This window comes from Streptomyces sp. NPDC046465 (genome assembly GCF_040646035.1).
Taxonomy (GTDB): Bacteria; Actinomycetota; Actinomycetes; order Streptomycetales; family Streptomycetaceae; genus Streptomyces.
On sequence record NZ_JBEYZK010000074.1, the window covers coordinates 1 to 2360 of the forward strand.

Below are 2360 nucleotides of genomic sequence, written 5' to 3' on the forward strand. Positions count from 1 at the left end.
GCGACGGTGGGCTGGGCGGCCAGCCAGGCGAGCGCCACGGTCGCGACCTCGGCGCTGACATAGTATCTGGATTTAGTCTCTAATCCGGTTCTGTTGAAAAGTTTGAAAATCAAACACGCCCGCTCTGAACTCCAAATATCTTAGGCTGTTATTCCCATTAATACCTTGATTTCAGTAGACACCGAAAAGCCGAAGAGAGTGCCTTCTTTTCGGGTTTTCTTATATAATCCTCGAATGGCTTCCATGCCTTTAATCGTGGGTGAGGCAGTGCGTAAACTTCGATAGAATTTATTGCGTCTCTTTACTGGACGATGGTCTTGTTCAATCAAATTATTCAGGTATTTAATGGTACGATGTTCTGTCCCTTGATAAAAGCCGTATTCTTTTAGTTTCTTAAAGGCACTTGTAATAGAGGGGGCTTTATCTGTGACTACAACCTTCGGTTCATCAAACTGCTTCACTAACCGCTTAAGAAAAGCATAGGCTGCTTGTGTGTCCCGTTTTTTACGTAACCAAATATCCAAGGTTAAACCATCTGCATCGATGGCTCGATACAAATAATGCCATTTTCCTTTAATTTTGATGTACGTTTCATCCATTTTCCATGAATAAAAGGATTTTTTATTTTTCTTTTTCCAAATTTGATAGAGTAGTTTGCCATATTCTTGTACCCAACGATAAATCGTCGTATGAGAAACGTTAATGCCACGATCATATAAGATTTCTTGAACTTCACGATAGCTAAGGTTATAACGAAGATAGTAGCCCACGGCTACAATAATCACATCCTGCTGAAATTGCTTTTCTTTAAAATGATTCATCGTCATTCCTCCTGCTATCTTTTTCTATTATTCTACCTTATTTGATAGTAGATTTAAAACTTTGCAACAGAACCCTTGTATGTAATTGACTAAAACGTACAATTTTAGCTTTTAAATATGACCCTTATTTATGACCTGCTCTAATCTCACTATTCATCAGCATTCAAAAAACAGCTCACAACTGTTGAAGAATGAACTGTTCCGTTCGATTGTTTTGGCATATAACTCACTGTCATTTTTACTCCCCCTCTGAAATAAAATGAACCACTTCTTGAATTTTTTCTTCCAAATTTTCTAATTGCTTTTGATAATCAGACATCCATTCTTTTGTCTGATTATTTTTATTTTCGTTTAAATGTTTAGCAATTTGATTGATATTATTTCCGATACGTTTTAGTTCAGATTTTGTCGCAGAAATTTCAGAAATAATATTTTTATATTCTGAAAAATCAATAGAAAAAATCTCTTTATTGCAACAGGCTCGTCTAGCAAAAATAGAAAAATTAGTGATACCAGTTTCTTTCATTATCAATTTAATTCTTTCGTTCTCTTTTTCATTTACGAAGAATTTTTTCTGTATACTTCGCTCACGATTTTTGATTTTTTTCATCTTGTCAACCTTTCAAACTACTGTCAACTCTAAAAGCCCAAAATAGGGGGTTAGTGTCTTTAGTGAACTTCGTACTTGTGTACACAAGTACAGTAAAAATAATTCATCTTTCACTCACAAAAGCTAAAATTTCCAATTTTATTTTTGTTCGTTTCAGACGAATATTTTTATTTTTGGTGGTGTCCCCCAATCCCCCTTTTTGAAAAAAATTAGAGCTTAATTTCAAATTCTTTTAAGACCTCTTCGTATAAATCTTTGACTTCAAAACACAAATTTTTAACTTCGTCTTCGGTCAAAGTTTGAACATATTTTTTTGCGTTAATGTAATTATGAACTTATCACTCCATTTAAGAAGTTCAACTCTCTTGCTTTGAATACATCGAACAATTTTATAACAATTATAATCCTCATTCCGCCAACAAGGGTTTAACTCCAAATCAGAAAGAAGAAAATTATTTTAAGAAAATATAGCTCATTTTGTGTCTAAATATTTGACATTGGTCCATAAATGTCAATATCAGAATTTTTATTACCTAAATTTTCAAAAAATGATGTATAAAAAAGCGTTCCTACATCATTATTTGAAGAGGGGGAGTCTATTTTTGTGATAACTTCTTTAAGAGCAACTTCATTTTTTATTAAAATTGACTCTAATATATTTTTTTCAATTTTTCTCCCTCTCCCAATAAACCTTTTTAGATTTTATCAAAGCTTTATTTATTAATCCATTATAATAGTCAACTGCCTCTAAAATAGAATTCTTTACTTCTTGCTCTGATAAACCTGTATCTTTATAAGCATAATCAATTGCTCTTGAACATGTTATGATGGCTCCTAAACCATTATTATCAAACGCTGCGTCTAATAGTTTCACATCTCCTCCTTGATAACCAACTCCTGGGATTAGAAATAAGGTTTTTGGTAAGAGT

2 protein-coding genes and 2 pseudogenes are annotated in these 2360 nt (G+C 33.1%); 1 reads left to right on the top strand and 3 read right to left on the bottom strand.

What is annotated here, in order from left to right; genetic code table 11:
* Positions 1-140 precede the first annotated feature (140 nt).
* Positions 141-821: an IS6 family transposase gene (locus ABZ953_RS39185; RefSeq protein ID WP_058212875.1), complete on the bottom strand. Its 681-nt coding sequence runs from the start codon at positions 819-821 to the stop codon at positions 141-143.
* Positions 822-1059: 238 nt separating this feature from the next.
* Complete coding sequence (mobC, locus tag ABZ953_RS39190) at positions 1060-1431, bottom strand: plasmid mobilization relaxosome protein MobC (RefSeq protein WP_361734304.1); 372 nt, start codon at positions 1429-1431, stop codon at positions 1060-1062.
* 336 nt (positions 1432-1767) lie between these two features.
* On the opposite strand from mobC, the pseudogene ABZ953_RS39195 reads away from it, so the two are divergent.
* Positions 1768-1902, top strand: a pseudogene (locus ABZ953_RS39195) (IS3 family transposase); the annotation flags it as partial.
* Positions 1903-2095: 193 nt separating this feature from the next.
* Here the strand turns inward: ABZ953_RS39195 and ABZ953_RS39200 are convergent.
* Positions 2096-2360: pseudogene (locus ABZ953_RS39200) on the bottom strand (hypothetical protein); the annotation flags it as partial.

Coding starts and splice junctions, on each gene's coding strand:
- mobC (WP_361734304.1), bottom strand. CDS start 1,431: ATGAAAAAAATCAAAAATCGTGAGCGAAGTATACAGAAAAAATTCTTC.
- ABZ953_RS39185 (WP_058212875.1), bottom strand. CDS start 821: ATGAATCATTTTAAAGAAAAGCAATTTCAGCAGGATGTGATTATTGTA.